Source organism: Bremerella sp. JC817 (assembly GCF_040718835.1).
GTDB lineage: Bacteria > Planctomycetota > Planctomycetia > Pirellulales > Pirellulaceae > Bremerella.
Window position 1 is genome coordinate 1 of sequence record NZ_JBFEFG010000044.1, and the last position, 347, is coordinate 347.

Here is a 347-nt window from a genome sequence, read left to right on the forward strand (position 1 = left end):
GGTCCCCCTACCAGCCGAAATGACGCCCAGAGCGGTCTTGGCGGAGGGCGGATCGGAACGAGGTGAGCAGGTCCCCCGGCAGTCCCAGCCGATCGAGGTCGACCAGCCGCCCCGACCCCGCGAAGAATCGCACCACCGCCCGCTCCCCCAGCAGCGTCGGGAACGTGCTGACGCGCACCTCGGCCTGCCCCGGCCGCGAGGCGATCCGCCCCTCCTGGGGCACGTCGGTCCGGTAGGTGAGCAACTGTGCAAGCACCTTGAGCCGCGCCACGACGTTCGGCGCGACCCGGACCGGGAGCAGGGCCATCGGCTGCAAGACGCCGTCGATCCGGTGGCGGATGTCCAGC

1 protein-coding gene is annotated in these 347 nt (G+C 72.0%); it reads right to left on the reverse strand.

Features of this window, described 5'->3' with window-relative positions:
• Positions 1-7: 7 nt before the first annotated feature.
• Positions 8-347, reverse strand: a 340-nt coding sequence (locus tag AB1L30_RS00220; protein ID WP_367011350.1) for an ATPase, T2SS/T4P/T4SS family, incomplete at its 5' end; no start/stop codon positions are given.